Annotated in this window: 23 protein-coding genes; 15 read left to right on the forward strand and 8 right to left on the reverse strand. The window is 67.9% G+C overall.

Going from position 1 to position 18,723, the window contains the following annotated elements; genetic code table 11:
• Window positions 1–33: 33 nt before the first annotated feature.
• Window positions 34–651, reverse strand: coding sequence for a LysE family translocator (locus tag Q8W67_RS05880; protein ID WP_305542148.1), 618 nt, complete (start codon window positions 649–651; stop codon window positions 34–36).
• 160 nt (window positions 652–811) lie between these two features.
• Complete coding sequence (locus Q8W67_RS05885; protein ID WP_305542151.1) at window positions 812–1,741, reverse strand: histone deacetylase family protein; 930 nt, start codon at window positions 1,739–1,741, stop codon at window positions 812–814.
• Between the two features lie 183 nt (window positions 1,742–1,924).
• Between Q8W67_RS05885 and Q8W67_RS05890 the strand changes: the two genes are divergently transcribed.
• From Q8W67_RS05890 to Q8W67_RS05925, 8 genes are all read left to right on the forward strand, one after another.
• Window positions 1,925–2,503 (forward strand): L,D-transpeptidase, encoded by a 579-nt coding sequence (locus Q8W67_RS05890; protein ID WP_305542154.1) that lies wholly within the window; start codon window positions 1,925–1,927, stop codon window positions 2,501–2,503.
• Between the two features lie 162 nt (window positions 2,504–2,665).
• Complete coding sequence (locus Q8W67_RS05895) at window positions 2,666–3,106, forward strand: hypothetical protein (protein WP_305542157.1); 441 nt, start codon at window positions 2,666–2,668, stop codon at window positions 3,104–3,106.
• Between the two features lie 100 nt (window positions 3,107–3,206).
• Window positions 3,207–5,210, forward strand: coding sequence for an acetyl/propionyl/methylcrotonyl-CoA carboxylase subunit alpha (locus tag Q8W67_RS05900; protein WP_305542160.1), 2,004 nt, complete (start codon window positions 3,207–3,209; stop codon window positions 5,208–5,210).
• A 381-nt stretch (window positions 5,211–5,591) separates the two neighbouring features.
• The gene (locus Q8W67_RS05905) at window positions 5,592–6,023 is read left to right on the forward strand and encodes a gamma-glutamylcyclotransferase family protein (protein WP_305542163.1); all 432 of its coding nucleotides are present in this window, start codon (window positions 5,592–5,594) and stop codon (window positions 6,021–6,023) included.
• A 145-nt stretch (window positions 6,024–6,168) separates the two neighbouring features.
• Window positions 6,169–7,017, forward strand: a complete 849-nt coding sequence (locus Q8W67_RS05910) for a formate/nitrite transporter family protein (RefSeq protein ID WP_305542166.1) — start codon at window positions 6,169–6,171, stop codon at window positions 7,015–7,017.
• Window positions 7,018–7,074: 57 nt separating this feature from the next.
• Window positions 7,075–7,359 (forward strand): acylphosphatase, encoded by a 285-nt coding sequence (locus tag Q8W67_RS05915; protein WP_305542169.1) that lies wholly within the window; start codon window positions 7,075–7,077, stop codon window positions 7,357–7,359.
• Window positions 7,360–7,472: 113 nt separating this feature from the next.
• Complete coding sequence (locus Q8W67_RS05920; RefSeq protein ID WP_305542172.1) at window positions 7,473–8,234, forward strand: DUF599 domain-containing protein; 762 nt, start codon at window positions 7,473–7,475, stop codon at window positions 8,232–8,234.
• Window positions 8,231–8,539, forward strand: coding sequence for a DUF3253 domain-containing protein (locus Q8W67_RS05925; protein ID WP_305542175.1), 309 nt, complete (start codon window positions 8,231–8,233; stop codon window positions 8,537–8,539). The genes Q8W67_RS05920 and Q8W67_RS05925 overlap by 4 nt, the downstream gene beginning before the upstream one ends.
• On the opposite strand, the gene Q8W67_RS05930 is transcribed toward Q8W67_RS05925, so the two are convergent.
• From Q8W67_RS05930 to epmA, 5 genes are all read right to left on the reverse strand, one after another.
• Window positions 8,476–9,303, reverse strand: coding sequence for a YdcF family protein (locus tag Q8W67_RS05930; protein ID WP_305542484.1), 828 nt, complete (start codon window positions 9,301–9,303; stop codon window positions 8,476–8,478). The two genes, Q8W67_RS05925 and Q8W67_RS05930, sit on opposite strands and share 64 nt — an antisense overlap.
• Before the next feature lie 9 nt (window positions 9,304–9,312).
• Complete coding sequence (locus Q8W67_RS05935; RefSeq protein WP_305542178.1) at window positions 9,313–9,966, reverse strand: dimethylmenaquinone methyltransferase; 654 nt, start codon at window positions 9,964–9,966, stop codon at window positions 9,313–9,315.
• A gap of 86 nt (window positions 9,967–10,052) precedes the next feature.
• Entirely contained in the window at window positions 10,053–10,664 is a 612-nt protein-coding gene (locus Q8W67_RS05940) for a glutathione S-transferase family protein (protein ID WP_305542181.1), read from the reverse strand.
• 16 nt (window positions 10,665–10,680) lie between these two features.
• Entirely contained in the window at window positions 10,681–11,724 is a 1,044-nt protein-coding gene (locus Q8W67_RS05945; RefSeq protein WP_305542184.1) for a lysine-2,3-aminomutase-like protein, read from the reverse strand.
• The gene (epmA, locus tag Q8W67_RS05950; protein ID WP_305542187.1) at window positions 11,721–12,776 is read right to left on the reverse strand and encodes an EF-P lysine aminoacylase EpmA; all 1,056 of its coding nucleotides are present in this window, start codon (window positions 12,774–12,776) and stop codon (window positions 11,721–11,723) included. The genes Q8W67_RS05945 and epmA overlap by 4 nt, the downstream gene beginning before the upstream one ends.
• A 299-nt stretch (window positions 12,777–13,075) precedes the next feature.
• Here epmA and efp point away from each other — a divergent pair, with 299 nt between their 5' ends.
• Window positions 13,076–13,642: an elongation factor P gene (gene efp / locus Q8W67_RS05955; protein WP_305542190.1), complete on the forward strand. Its 567-nt coding sequence runs from the start codon at window positions 13,076–13,078 to the stop codon at window positions 13,640–13,642.
• Between the two features lie 27 nt (window positions 13,643–13,669).
• Here efp and Q8W67_RS05960 read toward each other — a convergent pair whose 3' ends face one another.
• Window positions 13,670–14,680, reverse strand: coding sequence for a heparan-alpha-glucosaminide N-acetyltransferase (locus Q8W67_RS05960; RefSeq protein WP_305542193.1), 1,011 nt, complete (start codon window positions 14,678–14,680; stop codon window positions 13,670–13,672).
• A 356-nt stretch (window positions 14,681–15,036) separates the two neighbouring features.
• On the opposite strand from Q8W67_RS05960, the gene Q8W67_RS05965 reads away from it, so the two are divergent.
• From Q8W67_RS05965 to Q8W67_RS05990, 6 genes are all read left to right on the forward strand, one after another.
• A complete protein-coding gene (locus tag Q8W67_RS05965) occupies window positions 15,037–15,642 on the forward strand; it encodes a cold-shock protein (protein ID WP_305542196.1) in 606 nt (201 codons plus the stop codon).
• 89 nt (window positions 15,643–15,731) lie between these two features.
• A complete protein-coding gene (locus Q8W67_RS05970; RefSeq protein WP_370693822.1) occupies window positions 15,732–16,217 on the forward strand; it encodes a DUF192 domain-containing protein in 486 nt (161 codons plus the stop codon).
• 119 nt (window positions 16,218–16,336) lie between these two features.
• On the forward strand, window positions 16,337–16,735 hold the full coding sequence (locus tag Q8W67_RS05975; protein WP_305542201.1) for a hypothetical protein: 399 nt from the start codon (window positions 16,337–16,339) through the stop codon (window positions 16,733–16,735).
• Window positions 16,736–16,818: 83 nt separating this feature from the next.
• A complete protein-coding gene (locus tag Q8W67_RS05980; protein ID WP_305542204.1) occupies window positions 16,819–17,691 on the forward strand; it encodes a dienelactone hydrolase family protein in 873 nt (290 codons plus the stop codon).
• Window positions 17,692–17,882: 191 nt separating this feature from the next.
• Complete coding sequence (locus Q8W67_RS05985) at window positions 17,883–18,338, forward strand: response regulator (RefSeq protein ID WP_305542486.1); 456 nt, start codon at window positions 17,883–17,885, stop codon at window positions 18,336–18,338.
• Window positions 18,339–18,414: 76 nt separating this feature from the next.
• The gene (locus Q8W67_RS05990) at window positions 18,415–18,615 is read left to right on the forward strand and encodes a hypothetical protein (protein WP_305542207.1); all 201 of its coding nucleotides are present in this window, start codon (window positions 18,415–18,417) and stop codon (window positions 18,613–18,615) included.
• The last annotated feature ends 108 nt before the right edge of the window (window positions 18,616–18,723 follow it).

An 18,723-nucleotide genomic window follows, 5' to 3' on the forward strand; every position in this document is an offset into this window, starting at 1 on the left:
TTCCGGGCGGACTGCTGCCTGTCGGTGGGAGGGTCAGGCGCGTCGTACGACGGTCCAGACCGCCGCGCCGGCCATGATGGCGGCCGCGCTTCGGTTCAGCCGGGCGCGGAATCCGGGTCTGCGCAGCGAGTCCCGGGCTCGCGCGGCCAGGGCGGCATAGGTCGTCATGACCCCAGCGATGACCAGGGCAGTCACGGCGACGAGGGCGGCGAAGTCGCCGCCCGTGACGTTGCGGAGATCGACGATCGTGGGCAGCACGGCGAGATAGAAGACGATCGTCTTGGGATTGGCGAGGGTGATGGTGATCCCGGCGACGAAGCTCGCGAGCGGCCGGTCGGCGGGACCGCCCTCGATCCGGTCGGTAGCCCCAGCCGAGCGCCAGAGCCGGAACGCCAAATAGGCGAGATACACGCCCGCGCAGAGCCGGACGACGACGAAGACCTCGCCGAGCGTTTCGGCGATCAGGGCCAGCCCGAAGACGGCCGCGGCGAGGTAGGTCAGATCGCCCAGGATCAGCCCTGCAGCGAAAGCCATCGCCGCCCGGAAGCCCGAACCGAGCGCGCGGGCGACGAGGGCCACGACCCCGGGACCGGGCACCGCAGCGGCAACGCACAGCGCCAGCGCGTAGGTCACGAAAGGGGCTGCCGTCATCGGCCGGCGACCCGTGCAACTCGGCACGCGATACCCGCGCGGCCGAACGCCCGGACAGGCGGGGCGCAGCGATTCAATGGCGGCATCGTTCCGAATTCCGCGAATCGGTCGATTATGTCGCAACCGGCGTCGGTCTCAATCCCGAACATGCCGCGCGTCCTCACCGTCCCATCAGGGCATCCACGTGCGCGGCGACCGACTTGGCGAGGCCCTCCAGGCTGTAGCCGCCCTCCAGCACCGACACGATGCGGCCGCCGGCGCAGCGCTCGGCCACATCCATCAGTCGACGCGTCGCCCAGCCGAAATCCTCCGCCTCCAGCCGAAGGTTGGCCAGGGGGTCAAGGCGATGGGCGTCGAAACCCGCCGAGATCACGATCACGTCCGGCCGGAAGGATTCCAGGCGTGTGAGGATGCCGGTCTCGAACGCCTCGCGGAAGACCTCGCCGTCGTCGTTAGGCCGCAACGGCACGTTGACGATCGTATCCTTCTCGCCCCGCTCCGAGGCGGCGCCGCTGCCCGGATAGAGCGGCATCTGGTGCGTGGAGCAGTAGAGCACAGACCCATCGTCCCAGAAGATGTCCTGGCTGCCGTTGCCGTGATGGACGTCCCAGTCCACCAGTGCGACGCGCTCGGCTCCGTGCTTCTCCTGGGCGTAGCGGGCCGCAATGGCAGCGTGGTTGAACAGGCAGAAGCCCATCGCCCGGGTTCGCTCGGCGTGGTGACCGGGCGGGCGCATCGCCACGAAGGCGTTGCGGCACTCGCCGGCCATGATCGCGTCGAGCGCGTGGGTAGCCCCGCCGATCGCCCGGAGCGTCGCCTCCAGGCTGCCGGCGGACAGGATCGTGTCGGCATCGATCCCGACCATGCCGTGCTTGGGCACCGCGGCGACCAGCGCGTCGACGTAATCCCGTGGGTGTACCAGGGTTGCAAGTTCGACCTCTGCCCGGGGGGCCGATGTCCGTACGAGGCAGGCGAAGCGCTCGTCCTCCAGAGCGCGCTCGATCGCCCGCATACGCGCCGGCCGCTCGGGATGCCCCTCCGGCACCTCGTGGTCGAAGCTCGCGGGATGGCTCACGTACAGGGTGGTCACGACGGTCGCTCCCGGATGCGGTCCTGTCGCGCACCTGCAACAGGAGCCGGCAATGTGCCATGGGCGCAACGCGCGGACTACGGCGGGGTGCCCGCACCCGGTATGGTTGACTGGATCTTCCACGGGACGCACCCGAACGCGGCGGCACGTCCGGCCTCGCGGAGGACGACCGAGGGTAGCAGCATGCGCTTAATCCCGATCTTCGCCTGCGCCCTGCTGCTCTCGGGCTGCAATTTCCAGTCCGTGCCGGACCCGAAACTCTCGGCCCGCGACGTGGAATTCATGGCGCTGGTCCCCGATGCGGAGTTCGATCCGCATTTCGCCCGTTACCAAGTGAGCGATCCGACCAAGCAGCCACCCGGCACGATCGTCGTCGAGACGAAGGAGCGCCAGCTGTACCTCGTGCTGCCGGGCGGCAAGGCGATCCGCTACGGCGTGTCGGTGGGCGATGAGGCCTATGGCTGGACCGGCACCGCCATGGTCGACCGAAAGGCGGCATGGCCGGCCTGGAACCCGCCGGCCGAGATGATCAAGCGCTGGCCCCATGTCCACGCCATGGCGGGTGGCCCCATGAATCCGCTCGGCGCCCGCGCCCTCTACCTGTCGGACCATGGCAAGGACACGCTCTACCGGATCCACGGCACGAACGAGCCGGAGAAGATCGGTCTGGCGGTTTCCTCGGGCTGCATCCGCATGCGCAACATCGATGTGGTCGACCTCTTCGATCGCGTCCCCGTCGGCGCTACGGTCATCGTCCGGTAACGCAACTGCTCAACGTCCCAATAAGCCTGATTGCTCGGGCGGTGTTTACCTGAACTTGCGTTCAGATTTCGCCGTTAACCTCTGGCAGGCATGCGGTCCCGTAAGTTCAGGACACACCGGGACAAGCACCGGCCACAGCAAAAGCCGGAGGAGCAGGCGACCATGACCATGATCTCCGTTCAACAGTTCTGCAACCATGCGGTTTCGACCGGCTCGATCAGCGACGAGGATCTCTTGGTCCTGAAGCGCGAAGTGCTGCCGGAGGGCATCATGAGCCGCGAGGAAGCCGACATGCTGATCGCCCTGGAGCGGGCCGTGATCGGCTCGGACGATTTCGCCGATTTCCTGGTGGCGTCGGTGGTCGACTTCGCCGTGTGGGGCCTGCGCCCGACCGGCTACATCGACCGAGAGGTTGCCGCTTGGCTCGCGGCTTCGCTCAGCGGTCGTGACGGCCCCACCGCGGTCGGCGCCCGGATCGCCATGGAGATCGTGCGCGAGGCCCAGGGCAGCGCCGAGTCGCTGATGGTCTTCGCCATGGAGGCAAACCGCTGGACCCGCGAGGCCGTCCGCGCCCCGCGCATCACCTTCGCGCTCGCCGCCTGAGCCTTCAACCAAGGCGCAGCTTCCGTCCGCGGCGCAAGTGATCTATCGGGACACCCAAGCCGGTGTGCAATCCGGCGATCTCGAAAGCAGTGCGCCAGCGATGTTCGACAAGATCCTGATCGCCAACCGGGGCGAGATCGCCTGCCGGGTCATCAAGACCGCCCGGAAGATGGGCATCAGGACGGTAGCGGTCTACTCGGACGCCGACCGCGACGCCGTGCACGTCGCCATGGCCGACGAGGCGGTCCATATCGGCCCCGCCGCTGCGGCCCAGTCCTATCTTGTCATCGAGAAGATCGTCGAGGCGTGCCTGCAGACCGGCGCCCAGGCGGTCCATCCGGGCTACGGCTTCCTGTCCGAGCGCGAGGCCTTCCCGAAGGCGCTCGAAGCGGCCGGCATCGTCTTCATCGGCCCGAATCCCGGCGCGATCGCCGCCATGGGCGACAAGATCGAATCGAAGAAGGCGGCAGCCGCTGCCGAGGTCTCGACCGTGCCGGGCTTCCTCGGGGTGATCGAATCACCTGAGCACGCGGTGCGGATCGCCGATGAGATCGGCTACCCCGTGATGATCAAGGCCTCCGCGGGCGGCGGCGGCAAGGGCATGCGCATCGCCCACTCGGCCGATCAGGTCGCCGAGGGCTTCGCCCGCGCAAAGTCCGAGGCGGCCTCCTCATTCGGCGATGACCGCGTCTTCATCGAGAAGTTCATCACCGACCCGCGGCACATCGAGATCCAGGTGATCGGCGATAAGCACGGCAACGTCGTCTATCTCGGCGAGCGCGAATGCTCGATCCAGCGCCGAAATCAGAAGGTTATCGAGGAGGCCCCGTCGCCGCTCCTCGACAAGAAGACCCGACGCAAGATGGGCGAGCAGGCTGTCGCGCTGGCCAAGGCCGTGAACTACGATTCGGCTGGCACCGTCGAGTTCGTCGCCGGGCAGGACAAGTCCTTCTACTTCCTGGAGATGAACACGCGGCTGCAGGTCGAGCACCCGGTGACAGAGATGATCACCGGCCTCGACCTCGTCGAGCTGATGATCCGGGTCGCGGCCGGCGAAAAGCTGCCGATCACGCAGGACGACGTGAAACTGAACGGCTGGGCCGTGGAGAGCCGCGTGTACGCGGAGGACCCGACCCGCAACTTCCTGCCCTCGATCGGGCGGCTGACGACCTACCGCCCCCCCGAGGAGGGCCGGCAGGGCTCAGCGATCGTTCGCAACGACACCGGCGTGGAGGAGGGCGGCGAGATCGCCATCCACTACGATCCGATGATCGCCAAGCTCGTCACGTGGGCGCCGACCCGCGCCGAGGCGATCGCCGCGCAGGGAGAGGCCCTCGACGCCTTCGCGATCGACGGTATCCGCCACAATATCCCGTTCCTGTCGGCGCTTATGGCCCATCCGCGCTGGCAGGAGGGCCGGCTGTCGACCGGCTTCATCGCAGAGGAATTCCCGAACGGCTTCACGGCTCCGGAGCCCGCGGGCGCAGTCGCGATCCGCATGATGGCCGCGGCGGCGGCGATCGACCACAAGCTCAACCAGCGCAAGCGCGGCATTTCGGGTCAGATGCGCGCCCCCGGCCTCTTCGCGTTCGAGCGCGAGCGCGTCGTGGTGCTCGCTGGCGAATCCTATCCCGTCACCCTCGAGCCCGAGGGCGAGGACCTCAGCGTGATCCGGGCCGACGGCACGGCGCTGTCGGTAGCGAGCACGTGGCGGCCGGGCGAGCCGGTCTGGATCGGCACGATCGGGGCAGAGCGCGTCGCCATCCAGGTGCGCAGCCTGCTGAACGGCGTGTTCCTTCAGCACGCGGGCGCAGCTGGCGAGGCCAGGGTGTACACGCGTCGGGAGGCCGAACTGGCCGCTCTGATGCCGGTCAAGGAGCAGGCAGGTTCAGGCAAGCAAGTGCTCTGCCCGATGCCCGGCCTCGTGAAGCAGATCCTGGTGACCGAGGGCCAGGAGGTGAAGAACGGCGAGCCGATCGCGATCGTCGAGGCGATGAAGATGGAGAACGTCCTGCGCGCCGAGCGCGACGCCACCGTGGGAAAGATCCACGCCAAGGAGGGCGATAGCCTGGCTGTCGACGCCGTGATCCTGGAATTCGCCTGAGCGCGGCGAGCGTTCGTCGTGAGCGCCGTTCACGACGAACGGACGCAGAGCTGCTGGCCACCGCGCTGAAGACTATTGCGGTGGCGTTCGTGGTGATCCGTTTCGTGGCGCCCATTTCCGCGATGAGTTTTGGAAGCGCCATCGCTGCCAGTCTGCGTCCGGCAACGGCTTTCTTCCCGGCGATCTGGCTTCGTGCCAGCATCAGCATAGTTTGGATCGGGGGATATGTGGTGCGGAGCCTAAGGCCGTGAGTTCGGGCGAGATCTTCGTCGCATTCGTGGTCCCGGACGTCGCAGTCACGTATGCGGCCATGCGGGCGAACGAGTGGATCGTGCGACGCGAGGTTAGCAAGTCCGGCAAGTAGCGTTCGAACCGTCAGGCATGCCTCTCTACTTCGCCTACGGGGCCAACATGGATGCCGCCGCGATGGCCCTGCGCTGCCCGATCTCGCGGATGGTCGGCGGTGGGCATCTGCCGCGGCACCGTTTCATCATCATGCGTGAGGGCTACGCCTCGGTGGTGCGCGATCCCGCCCGCACCGTCTGGGGCGTGCTCTGGGACCTGGCCCCTGGCGACATCCCGGCGCTCGACCGCTACGAGGGCGTCGCTGGCGGTCTCTACGCCAAGGCGACACTCCCGATCAGCACGGCGGTCGGCGTGAAGCGCGCGCTGATCTATCTCGGGCGCTCGACCGCGCCCGGCCGTCCGCGCCCGGGCTATCTCGACGCCATGCTGGCGGCCGCAAAGGCGGCGCAACTGCCGCCGGCCTACATCGGCGAAATCAGTCGCTGGATGCGCGGTCCGCCCGCCTGAACGACCGGCAACTGGTACGCAACCTGCTTGCTCGCGACTGACCGGACCCAGGCACCATCATCAGCGCCAGGCCGGCAGTTCGTGATTGCGCAGCGTGCTCATCGGTCAACGGCGATCGGCAGCCGCGTGCGAGGGAGAGGTTCGCATGTCCTATCTGGCGCCCGCCGATTTCGTGAAGAAGGCTGTCGATGCCGGTGAATCGAAGGTATTCATGGCGACCAAAGACACTTTCATCCGTGCCTACATGGCCGGCGCGATCCTCGCTCTCGCAGCGGCCTTCGCGGTGACCATCAACCAGACCACCGGGCAGCCGCTGGTTGGGGCGCTGCTGTTCCCGGTCGGCTTCTCGATGCTGTACCTGCTCGGCTACGACCTGTTCACTGGGGTCTGCGTGCTCACGCCGCTCGCCCTTATCGACAAGCGCCCCGGCGTGACCGTGGCCGGTATCGCGCGCAACTGGGTGCTGGTGTTCTTCGGCAATTTCGCGGGCGCGCTTACCACCGCCGTGATGATGGCGATCGTCTTCACCTTCGGATTCGCCACCGAGCCGAATGCAGTCGGCAAGCTGATTGCCGGAATCGGCGAGGCCCGCACCCTCGGCTACGAGAAGTACGGAGCCTCCGGCATGCTGACGCTCTTCGTTAGGGCCATGATGTGCAATTGGATGGTCTCCACCGGCGTAATCGGGGCGATGCTGTCCACTTCGGTTCCCGGCAAGGTGATCGCCATGTGGATGCCGATCACGGTGTTCTTCTTCATGACCTTCGAGCACTCGGTGGTGAACATGTTCCTGTTCCCGTCGGCGATCCTGATGGGCGGCCACCTGACCATCATGGACTACCTGCTGTGGAACGAGATCCCGACGCTGCTCGGCAATATCGTCGGCGGCCTCGCCTTCACGGGGCTGATGCTCTACTCGACCCACGTCCGAACCGGTGAGAATCGAATGGCCGCGGTCAATGCCGGCGTCCGTCGTCCGATGGCGGCCGAGTAACGCGCGCAGGGCCCGCGCAGTTTCTGGGCGGGCCTTACCAAGAGCGGTAGCCACCCGATGAGCGCAACCTGCACCGTTTCCGTCGTCATCCAGGGACGCGTGCAAGGCGTATCTTACCGGGCATGGACTCAAGCCGAGGCCCGAGCCCGACAACTGTCCGGAACGGTGCGCAACCGCGACGACGGTTCGGTCGAGGCAGTGTTCATCGGAGCGCCGGAAGCCGTCGAGGAGATCGTGACGTTGTGCTGGGCCGGACCGCCCGGGGCCTGTGTGACCGAAGTTACCGTGCGCGAAGGCGGCGATTCACCAAGTTCGGGCGGCTTCGAAATCCTGCGCGGGTGATACCGGGCGATCGGCGCAGAACGGATTCGCACAGCAGGCGGGTTCTGCGCGCGGAGCGGGACTGGTATTGCCCCGGGCTTATCCGATTCCATCTCCCGCCGGTCCCGGAGACCATGACCGACCTGACCGCCGGCACTGCCGCGTTCTCGCCCCTGGACATCGGGGCGCTGCTCTATTTCATCCTCGCCTGGATCGCCTACGGCCTGTCGGTCGGGCGAATGCGCGGGCGGATGGTGTCCCTCAGCCAGATCATGAACGGCCACCGGTCCAATTGGGCCCGGCAGGTCATCGGGCGTGACAACCGCGTGGTCGACACGCAGATCAATGCGTCGCTGCAGAACGGCACCGCCTTCTTCGCCTCCACCTCGCTGATCGCTCTCGGCTCGGTTCTGACCCTGTCGCGGTCCGGCGACGACGTGCTGAACCTGTTCGCGACGCTACCGTTCGGGACGGTGGCGAACCGTACCACCTGGGAGTTGAAGGTCGCTGGCCTCGCGCTGGTCTTTGTCTATGCCTTCTTCAAGTTCGCCTGGGCCTACCGGCTGTTCAACTATGCATCCATCTTGCTCGGTGCCGTGCCGTCGAAGGGCTCTGGGGCCGGCGAGTCCGAGATGCTCCGCGCGGTGCGCCGGCTCGCGGCGATGAACGTCAGCGCCGGCCGGCACTTCGCGCGCGGGCAGCGGGCGTTCTTCTTCGCGCTGGCCTATCTCGGCTGGTTCGTCAGCCCGTATGTGCTGATCGCCTCGACATCCGCGGTGGTGGTCATCATGTGGCGGCGGCAATTCGCCTCGGAAATCCGCAAGGCGCTGCTCGCGGCCGGCGAAGGCCCGCACGAGGGTCCGCTTCTGGACCCAACCGACGAGGCACGGATATGAATGCGATCAAGGCGGACGCGGCGGCGATCGAGGCGGCGATACTCGGCCTCGTCGCGGAGCGGGGCGTGGGCAAGACCGTCTGCCCGTCGGAGGTCGCCCGCGCCATCGGCGGCTTGCATCCCGACGGCTGGGGACCACTGATGCAGCCGGTCCGCCGGGTAGCCGTGCGCCTTGCGCAAGCGGGCCGGATCGCGATCCTGCGCAAGGGCAAGCCGGTCGACCCGGAGGATTTCCGCGGCATCTACCGGCTGGCGCTGCCGGACGCCGCGGGCGGTTCTGGCTCAGGCAGCCAATCCGACGTGTAGCCGGCGATCCGGTAGACGACGAGACCGATCCACTCCTTCGTGGCCAAGTCGAGTTGCAGAAGCCCGTCGGAGGCAAATCCGTTGAAGCGGGCGGCATCGCGCCATCCGCGGGTCCGGTAATCCACCGGGAAGGCGTCGATGGTGAAGCCCGCTTGGCGGAAGCAACCGACCGCCCGGGGCATGTGCCAGGCCGAGGTGACGAGCAACCAGCGTTCGCCCGGCTTCGGATGGACGAGAGCTGCCGAAAAGGCGGCGTTTTCCTGCGTATTGCGAGAACGGTTCTCGAGGATCAGCCGGGTCCGGGGCAGGCCCAGCGCGTCGGCCTGCCAGCTGACGATGTCGGCCTCCGGCGTGCCGCCCCCGACGAAACCGCTGCCGCCGGAAAAGACCAGTCGGGCCTCTGGGAAACGCCGGGCCAAGTCGGCGAAATAGATCGGCCGCTCCCCGGCATCGTTGACGACGACCTGATCACGCGCCTCGGACAGGCCGGCCTCGATGCCGCCGCCGAGCACGATGATGCCCACCGGAGCGGGGGCATCGGCCGGATATGGCGCAAACCGCTGCTCCAGCGGCAGCAGGACGATCTCCGACAGCGGTGACAACCCGCCGAGCGCCAGTCCCATCACGCCGAGACCAGCAAGGCCGAGGCCGGCCCGGCGAAGGCGCGTCGCCGCCAGCAGGCCGAGTCCGGCCAAAGCCGCGAAGACGAAGAAGTTCGACGGCGTGATCAGGAAGTAGACCACCTTCGACAGGGGGAAGAACACGGATGCCACTCAGCCCGGCTTCGTTTCGGCCTCGAACCGCGCCATCGCCGCCGCGTCTGGCGGCAGCAGGCTGGCGAGGGTCTCGCCCTTCTCGACCTCGCGCTGGATCCAGAGGTCGAGGCGCTGCTGCTCCACGGCTTCGAGCGCGAGCCGCTCGGCCATGTCGGCAGGAAGAGCGACGACACCGCCAGGTGCGCAGACCACAATGTCGCCGGGATGGATCGCCGCGCCCCCGCAGCAGACAGGTTGCTGCGTCCCGACAAGGGCCAGAGCGCCGCTCCCGGCTTCCGGTGCGCACCAGACCGGAAGGCTGACCTCCTCCGGCAGGGCGGCGTCCGTGACGAGAGCCGCGACCCCGCGCTGGGCGAGCCGCGCCGCGAGGATCGACCCGAAGGGCAGGGCGAGGCCCGAGCCGGCGGCGTCGATCACCACTACGGCGCCCTGCGGCACGGCATCGATCGCCGCGGCGACATCCCCCGCGCCATCGTTGCGGGCCGGGATCATCCGCAGCGTGTAGGCGGTACCGATGGCGCTTCCGCCGCCACGGCCGGAGAGGCCGCGCGGGTGGAACGCCGTCACGCCGGTCCGCGTAAGCGCGCGGACCAAGCTGGCGGTCGTCACGGCGGAGAGTGCGTCGCGCAGGGTCGTGTCGATCGCCATCATGAGGCTCCGTGAAAGGCCGGCGCCGGACGGATCGGCGAGTCCGGCCAAGGTGGATCGCGCGGGCGCGCCGACAAGGCCGCGCGGCCTCAGGCGATGGGCTCCCCGAGCGCCCGGGACGCGGCGGGCCGGGCAGCGATCCGCTCGTACCAGCGGCGCAATGCCGGCCGCTCGACGCGGTTCACCGGCAAATTGAGCCACCGATGCGCCGCACAGCCGAGCGCAATGTCGGCGATGCCGAAGCGGTCGCCGGCTACAAAATCCCGGTCGGCCAACCGAGCGTCGAGGATAGCCGCCATCGCCTCGCCCTGCTTCAAAGAGTTCTCGATCAGTCGCCGGTCCGGATCTGCCGTCCGGTAGAGCTGCCAGAAGGCATCCCGCATGGCAGGCGTGAAGCTCGTGGCCTGCCAATCGAGCCATTGCTCGGTTGGCGCCCGCGCATGCGGATCGTCGGGCAGCGCCAGAGCCGGCGAGGTGGCCGCGAGGTAGCGCAGGATCGCGTTCGACTCCCAGAGCGCGAACCCGTCCTCCTCCAAGGTCGGGACCAGTCCGTTCGGGTTCAGGGCGCGGTAGGCGGGGTCATCGACGACGCCGTAAGCGCCGCCCGCATCGATCCGCTCGTAATCGAGCCCGGTCTCGTCCAATCCCCAGACCGCCTTCTGCACGTTCACCGAGGTGAGCCGGCCCCAGAGCTTGCGCATCGTCTTCGGATCTCCGTCACGCCTTGGGCGGGTAGGCATGTTCGCACCCGTTTGGATCGGTCACCTGCGTCCCGTCCTCGGATTCGCGCAGATAGTGCGGCCCGACCGGCACCTTGCCGTAGCCGCCGGGGATGTCGAGCACGTAGGTCGGCTGCGCGAGGCCGGAGAGGCGGCCGCGCAGGGCGCGCATCAGGTCCTGTCCCTCAGCCAGACCGGTGCGCAGGTGGCCCGTGCCGGGCGCGAGATCGCCGTGGTGCAGGTAGTAAGGCTTGATCCGGTTCTCGACGAAGGTCCGCATCAGCGCTTCGAGGGTCGCGGCATCGTCATTGACTCCGCGCAGCAGCACCGACTGGCTGACCATCGGGATCCCGGCATCGACGAGCCGGGCACAGGCGGCGCGGGCAGCCGGCGTGAATTCGCGCGGATGGTTGGCGTGCAGGGCCACGAACACCGCGCGCCCGAAGCTCTTGAGCCCCTGCACCAAAGCGTCGCCGACGAGGTCGGGCTTCACCACAGGCACGCGGGTGTGGATCCGCATCACGCGCACATGGTCGATCGCCGAAAGGCGCTCGGCGATGAGGCCGAGGCGCCGGGCCGAGAGAGCGAACGGGTCGCCTCCGGTGAGCACAACCTCCCAGATCCGAGGATCCCGCGCGATATACGCGACGGCGCCTTCGAGTTCTGAATCCGTCAGGGTCCCGAGGCCGTCCGGCCCGACCATCTCCCGGCGGAAGCAGAAGCGGCAATAGACCGGGCAGATGTGCAGCGGCTTCAGCAGGACGCGGTCGGGATAGCGGTGCACGATGCCGGGTACGGGGGCATGGGCGCCGTCGCCGATCGGGTCCGCGCGTTCCTGCGGGGCGACCGTGCACTCCTCGACCCGCGGCACGAACTGGCGGGCGATGGGATCCTCGGGGTCGTCCGGGTCGATCAGTTCGGCCATGTCGGCCGTCACCGCGACGGCGTAACGGGCCAGCACGTCGCGCAGGGCGCGCGCATCCGTCCCGGACAGCAGGCCGGCTGCGGAGAGGTCGTCGGCGCCGCGCAGGGTGCGGTTCACGGCAGGGTCTCCGCCACCGGCGTCCAGATCACGTCGTCGACGCGGCTCGCGCCGCAGGCCAGCATGGCGAGGCGGTCGAAGCCGAGGGCGATCCCGGAGGCCTCGGGCATCGCGGCGAGCGCGACCAGGAAATCCTCGTCGATCGGGTAGCACTCGCCGTAGACGCGGTGCTTCTCCGCCATCTCGGCCTCGAAGCGGCGGCGCTGCTCGGCCGGGTCGGTCAATTCGCCGAAGGCGTTGGCGAGTTCGACACCGCAGGCGTAAAGTTCGAAGCGCTCCGCCACCCGCGGATCGTGGGGTGCCGGCCGGGCGAGCGCCGCCTCGCTGACCGGGTATTCGTACAGGATTGTCGGACGTCCGTGGCCGAGATGGGGCTCGATCCGGGCCACCAGCACCCGCGAGAACAGGTCGGCCCAGGTGTCGTCTGGCGCGACCCGCAGGCCCGTCTCCGCTACGGAGGCAGCCAGACCGTCGCGGTCGGTCTCACCGGTCCGCGAAACCGTGGCCAGGAGATCAATGCCGGCGAAGCGGGCGAAGGCCTCCGCCAGGGTCAGCCGCTCGGGCTCGGCCTGCGGGTCGGCCTCCCGGCCCCGGTAGAGAAAGCGGGGCGTGCCGGCGGTCTCGGCGGCGCGCCGGAGCAAATCGGTGCAGTCCGCCATAAGGTCCGTATAGGGCGCGCCGGTTCGGTACCATTCCAGCATCGTGAATTCGGGGTGATGCAGTGGTCCACGCTCGCGATTGCGGAACACCCGCGCGAAGCTGAACAACCGCGTCTCGCCCGCCGCCAGCAACTTCTTGCAGGCGAATTCCGGCGAGGTGTGCAGGTAGAGCGGCGTGCGCGCTCCGCCTGCGCCGACCGCCTCCGTGGCGAAGGCCGACAGATGCGCCTCGTTGCCAGGTGAGACCTGAAGGCAGGCGGCCTCAGCCTCGATGAAGTCGCGAGCCGCGAACCAACTGCGGAACGCGGTGAGGATGCGGTTCCGCAGGAGCAGGGCCGGCCGGCGGTCCGCATGCCGTTCGGGCGACCACCAGGGTGACGGCGTATCGGTCAACGCCGGCATCCCGGGCCGGCCGGGAGCATTCCGCAGCTGCGCCCACAGTAAAAGTTTCGCGCTGGCCGATGGTTGATGCGTGTTCTCATGCCTCGTCCTGACCCGTTCCGGACGGCAGGCAGAACCGGGATCCGGGGGATTCCGGCGCGGCTCCCGCCTGACGCGCCGGGGCGCCACGCTACACGGTTCATGGCCGCCCGCTGGCAACTGCGCCACAGATGCGATAGTGGCGAGGCCCGAGATTCAACGCACGCGCTTGGCGTGTGCCGGCCCGCCTTGTCAATGCAGGACCTAATTCCGTGAAGGTGATCGCCTCAACGCTCCGTAAGGGCAACGTCGTCGAAAAGGACGGCAGGCTCTACGTGATCCTGTTCGCCGAGAACATCCACCCCGGCAAGGGCACCCCGGTGACCCAGCTCGACATGCGCCGCATCACGGACGGCGTGAAGGTCTCGGAGCGCTACCGTACCACCGAGCAGGTCGAGCGGGCGTTCGTCGAGGATCGCGAGCATACCTTCCTGTACAGCGACGGCGAAGGTTTCCATTTCATGAACCCGGAGAACTACGAACAGATCGCCGTGCCGGCGGACGTGGTCGGCGACGCCGCCCCCTATCTTCAGGAGGGCATGGCTGTGATGCTCTCGGCCCATAACGGTGTGCCGCTCACCATCGAGCTGCCCCAGCGCGTGACGCTTGAAGTGGCCGAGACCGAGCCGGTTCTGAAAGGCCAGACCGCATCCTCGTCCTACAAGCCGGCCACGCTCTCGAATGGCGTGCGCACCACCGTGCCGCCGCACATCGCCGCCGGCACCCGCGTCGTGGTGATGACCGCCGACGGCGCCTACGTCGAGCGCGCCAAGGACTAGTCGAAGGCCTCGCTGCGCGACGTCGCGTCAGTGCGGCGTCCGGGCGGCTGCCTCGATGTTCGCGTAGCATTCCTGCGACAGGCCTTGCGCGCGCAGCCGCTCCGGCGTGCTGAACGGCCTGCCGTCCTCCCGGAGGAGATCCTCCCGCAGCAATGCGTCCGAGGTGCAGCGGGCAGCGATGCGGCAAAGGGGCGGTTCTCCGCCGGTGCGTGTGCAGATCCTCACGTAATCGGCCCGGAATCCCCGCAGGCTTGCCTGCGGGTTCGATCCGGTCAGCGTGACGAGGCCCGTGAGCAATGCCAGCAGCAGCGGCTGGTGGATGAGGTAGACGACGAGGCTGTGGCGCCCCGCGAAGGTCGCGGTTCGCCCGAAGGTCGAGACAGGGCTCCAGGCGCCGAGGCGCGAGCGCGCGAGTCTGGGTAGCCCCGAGCGGCCGAGAACAATGCCGGACAGGACCCATCCGAACCACGGGACCAGCGGCACATAGTCGTTGGTCCGCGGCGTCCCGATGCCGAGGCCGAGGAAGTAGAGAGCCGGAGCGTCCAGCACGGGCGCGTGCACGAAGTGGGGAGCCGCGATCACGGCAGCGGCCCCCAGCACGGTCACGGGGACCGGCAGGAACAAGAATGGCAAGCCCAGCACGCTCGAGACGGCGATGCAGTGGAGGACGCCGAAGAAGATATAGGCGTCGGGAAAGGCGATCCAGGTCCCGAGCGTGACCAGAAGCGCGGCCCCCCCGATCCGCGCGAGCCGCAACAATGTCGGCCTCAGGCGGATGCCGCGCCCGTTCATCAGCACCATGCCGACCCCGACGAGAACCAGGAACGTGCCGGCAATCGCCTCGGCGGCCCTGTGCCCCGCGGGTGTCAGGGCGTAATTGTCGGGCGTCAGCCGCAGATAACCGAGGTCCCAGAGCGTATGATAGCTCGCCATCGCCAGTAGCGCAGTCGCGCGTGCCGCGTCGATGACCGGCATGCGGCGCCGCGGTGCGGTCACGGCGGGAGACGATCGGAAGGCGAGGGCTGCATCAACGGACATGGTGAGCGCCTCAAACCATGCTGACGGCGCGCGCGCCACCAGGGGCGACGGTTATTTCCGACTGGCGCACCGCCAGGGCCGGGCGCCCGCCTCTCGAAAACGTGAAGGTCCGGACTTCCGCGCCACGGTAAGTCGGGAGGGGATGGAGACCGGCGAAATACACGTAGCCGTTCCGGCGCTTAAACGTCGCATTCCGTGCCGCCTGCGACTGATCGACTGTTGCTGACGTGCCTCCCACAGCCGAGATTGCATCTTGGCGGGGCTCTTCTGCCGGTCAAATGGGCTTCCCGGGAATCAGGACTTCGTTAATCTTGCTGAGAGAGCGCGCGGCGTGATTCGGTGTAGGTTGCTCGGCCATGTCTGACGAACGCGGATCCGGGCTAGAGAAGTCCAGTCGACTGGAGGGCAACGCGGCTCCTGAGGCAGCTCTCGGCGGCGACGAGGCCCTCGATCTCATCGAGGTCGCCGGGCGGATCAAGTGGTTCGATGTGGCCAAGGGCTTTGGCTTCATCGTGCCCGATGACGGGTCTCCGGACGTCCTGCTGCATGTCACCTGCCTGCGCCGGGATGGCTATCAGGCGGCAAGCGAGGGTGCGCGCATCGTCGTGGAAGCCGTCGAGCGTCCCCGTGGCTGGCAGGCATTCCGGGTGCTGTCACTGGACCAGTCGGCGGCGGTGCATCCCTCCGAGATGCCGATGCCGCGCACCCACGTGACCGTGACGCCCACCAGCGGCTTGGAGATGGCGGTGGTGAAGTGGTTCAACCGGCTGCGCGGGTTCGGCTTCCTCACCCGCGGGGACGGCACGCCCGATATCTTCGTGCACATGGAGACCCTTCGCCGCTACGGGATCGCCGAGTTGAAGCCAGGTGAGGCAGTGCTTGTGCGCTACGGGGACGGTTCGAAGGGCGTCATGGCCGCCGAGATCCGCCTGATCGACGGAGCGCTCCCTGCTTCGCACTGACGGCGTGACCCGGACGCGCTATGTCTTCCGCGCGACGGGCCTTGGGGCTCGCGCACACGTTTCCCAAGGGGCATGCACCGGTGAGAGCCATATTTCACGTCGCGCAGTCGGTCGCCATCGCCTGCCTCGTCCTGACGTCATCGGCCCAGATTCTCCCCGTCGCCGCGCAGACTGCGGCACAGGCGGCCACCGCTCAGACCGAGCCGCTCACCATCGTCACGAAGTCCGGGCCGAAGCGCTTCGAGGTCGAGGTGATGCGAGACGATGCCGGTCGCTCCCGCGGCCTGATGTTCCGCCGGCATATGGCGCCCGAGCACGGCATGCTGTTTGATTTCGAGCGGATCGAACCCGTCACCATGTGGATGAAGAACACCTACCTGCCCCTCGACATGGTGTTCATCCGCCCCGACGGAACTGTGAGCCGGATTGCAGCCGACACGGAGCCGCTGTCGACGGCGATCATCCCGTCGGGAAGTCCGGTCGTGGCGGTCCTGGAACTCAATGCGGGCACTGCGGCCAAGCTCGGCATCCAGGCCGGTGACCGCGTCGAGCATCCGATGTTCAAGGGCCGCTGAGAGCCGCCGCCCAACTGCGAACGCACCGGGAACAATCGTCTTGACCGCCGCGACGATCCGCGCCAGTGTTCCGGCAATGTTCCGGCGCGCCGGGACGCTGGTTCAGCGCGGAGGACCCGATGAGCGACGTGGCCGATGCCGAATTGTTCGGCAATGACGATTGGTCCGTCAGTGCGGACGGGATCGAGCACCGCGATACCGGTTACTTCATCGCCCGCGGGCTCGTGGCGGCGCGCCGGGCCGAGGGGCTGTGGGACTGGCCGCTGCAGATGGCGGAGAAGAACTGGTGCCGGCCGAGCCTGTTCCGCGAGGCGTTCCTGACCGCCCTGGATCGTTTCGGGATCACGCGCGATGCCGGCCTGACCCGCTCCTTCGCGCTGGGCTACGGCATCCGGGCGATCGATTGCCCGGATGCGGACGGGTTCGTGGCTCTGGCAAACGTATTGCAGCCGCGTGAGGTCCCGGAAGCGGCCCGCGTCGCCACGCGGCGTCCGGCGCTGGCGGCGGCTGTGGCATAAGGCCTTCGTCCGTTTGCGGCGCCATTTGACCGCGCCGGTCATGCCCGGATAGCCCTCCTCGCTGGAATGAGAGAGGGATCGTCATGGCGGATCTGTTGAAGGACGGGCTGGATGGGCTGATCACGCCGCCGTTGTCGCGACGCGGCTTCGTGATGACGAGCCTGATGAGCGGCCTGACGCTGGCGACGACCAGCGTCGAAGCGCAGGTCATCCACACCGATACCGCTGGCATCGCGGCCGGCGAGGTGAAGATCCCGGCAGCGGACGGTCCGATGCCGGCCTACCGGGCCGTTCCGGACGGCCCGGGTCCGTTCCCGATCGTCCTGGTGATCGAGGAGATCTTCGGCGTCCACGAGCACATCAAGGACATCTGCCGCCGGCTGGCCAAGGCCGGATATTGTGCGGTCGCGCCCGAACTCTACGCCCGCCAGGGCGACCTCGCGACCATGACGGATCCGAAGCTGATCATCCGGGACGTCATCGCGAAGACGCCGGACGCGCAGTGGATCAGCGACCTCGACGCAACGGTCGCGTGGGCGGTTTCCGCGGAAAAAGGCGACTCGAACCGGCTTGGCGTAATGGGCTGGTGCCGGGGTGGGCGGGACGTATGGCTATACGCGGCGCATCGTCGCGACCTGAAGGCCGCGGTCGCCTGGTACGGCCCGGTGGGCGGCGAGCGCACAGGCATCCAGCCGCGCACTGCCGGAGACGTCGCGGCCGAGATCCATGCGCCGCTGCTTGGCCTCTACGGCGGTGCCGACGCCGGTATCCCTGTCGCCGATGTCGAAGCCGCCCGCGACCGCGCTAGGCAAGCGGGCAAGAGTGTCGATCTGGTGATCTATCCGGATGCGCCGCACGGCTTCTACGCGGACTACCGGCCGAGCTACCGCAGGGACGCGGCCGAGGATGGCTGGAAACGTGCACTCGCCTTCATGAAATCGCACGGTGTCGGCTGATCCCGGGACTTCGCAGCGTCGAACCGGGATGTTCCTGGGACGCTGTGCTTCCCAGGACACGGCCGCAAATTGTCGATTGTGCAAGGATCAAGGGAGGATCTGTGCCTGCGCGGGTCCGGCCCACCGCGACGATCGGACCGTTGAACCGATCGGCGTGGCCGCCGTTCAGCCCCTGTAGAGTGTCCTGGTCCATGAGCGATTCGGTACAGCCTGGACAGAAGCCCGTAATCCTCGTCGTGGAAGATCAGCCCGACGAGCGCTTCCTCGCGGCTACCTTGCTGGAGGACACCGGCTTCACGGTGATCGAGGCCGAGACCGCCGACCGGGCGCTCGCCATCCTCAACGACCGGGGCGATGAGGTAAGCGTCGTGTTCTCGGATGTGCGCACGCCCGGCCCGATCGGCGGTTTCGAGCTAGCTCGGATCATCGGCGTGACTTGGCCCCGGGTGCGGGTGCTGCTGACGTCGGGCGATGCGGGCGACCAGCCGAGCGATCTGCGCGTATCGGCGACCTTTATCCCGAAGCCGTGGCGGGCAGAGGACATCCTCGCTTGGGTGGAACACGCCGCTGGCCGTCCGGCGAGCGTGGCCGGACCAGCCGTCATCGGACCGGGAGGAAAATTAATAACGCCTGGGGTGGAAACCTGAGGCCAACTCGGGGTTGTAGCCCACTCCCGGAGCGCGTGGCGCCCGGCCCTCCCAACGCCGGGCCCCGATGAAAGTCATGAAGACCATCGCTGCCAACCATGCCGACTGCCTGCGCCGACCCGCCTCGGAGGACACGCCGGAGGCGCTGGTCGTCGATACGGTGAGCGGGGAACTGCGCGTCCTTTACGGCGAGACCACCGACGACCTACCTGCCGGTATGGCCGTCCTGCTGAAGCAGCTGGACGGTATCCGAGCCGATCGGATGTGCAGAGCCTGAACGGAATCTCGCGATTCGAGCCCTGCCCGGCAAGGGCGAGTCGCAAAGGCAGTGGAATCTGCTATTCAGCCGCTACTGACCTGCCGGCGCATCGCGTCTCTCAATCGA

Origin of the sequence: Methylobacterium sp. NEAU K (assembly GCF_030700285.1) — a bacterium.
In the GTDB taxonomy this organism is placed as follows: Bacteria; Pseudomonadota; Alphaproteobacteria; order Rhizobiales; family Beijerinckiaceae; genus Methylobacterium.